The 687-nt window shown below is 44.5% G+C and carries 1 pseudogene; it reads right to left on the bottom strand.

The annotated features are described in order from the left end of the window. Window positions 1–551: pseudogene (locus H9625_RS17450) on the bottom strand (IS1380 family transposase); the annotation flags it as partial. Window positions 552–687 lie beyond the last annotated feature (136 nt).

Genomic DNA, 687 nt, shown 5'->3' with positions numbered 1-687 from the left:
TCGCTGTTCTCTATGCCGACAATCATGTCGCCAATGACAGCCACACCTGGACGGTACCCGAGAAACTTCTTGTATGTGGGTTTCGCATCAAACTTCTCAGCCTCTATGAACTGGTGGTCGAAGTCAACGTCATACCCCTCGCCCTCTTTCAGCTGCCCTGTGGACAATAGGCAATTGAGGAGCAGTGTATTCAGCATGTCTGCCGTGTTGAAGTCGTAGGTCTTGCCAGTGTCGGATGTGTAGGAAATGTTATCCTGGGTCAGTTCCTTTATGGCTCTGAGAATCGTGTCGGCACTGCATGTGCGAAATGTCGGATGAAGCGAGAGGTGGTACATCAGATGAGTGGTGACATCCTCTATGCATGAGCCGCCACAGAAATAAACGCTCATAAGCGAACGGATGATTTCGCTGTATTGATAACCATACAGCCTGCATCTCATACCGAGAGTTGAGTCGATTACAGATGAGAGATTGGAGTCAAATAGCTCCATTATTGAAAAAATTCCTCCAAAAGGAGAGAGTTTCTCAGATTTTATTGCTACCTTTACCATGTCTGTCGGGTTTGATACATATTTTGATTTGCAACACTAAGATAGGTGAAAAATCTGACATGGCAAAATCCTGAGCAACTTTTTGTTGCTCAGGTACTTAAAAAGTTATATTTGTAATAGTGTTGCGGAATTAAGG

This window comes from Phocaeicola intestinalis, assembly GCF_014837065.1.
Lineage (GTDB): Bacteria > Bacteroidota > Bacteroidia > Bacteroidales > Bacteroidaceae > Phocaeicola > Phocaeicola intestinalis.
Note: the sequence above shows the minus strand (reverse complement) of the source record. Positions and strands in the feature narration are given on the sequence as shown.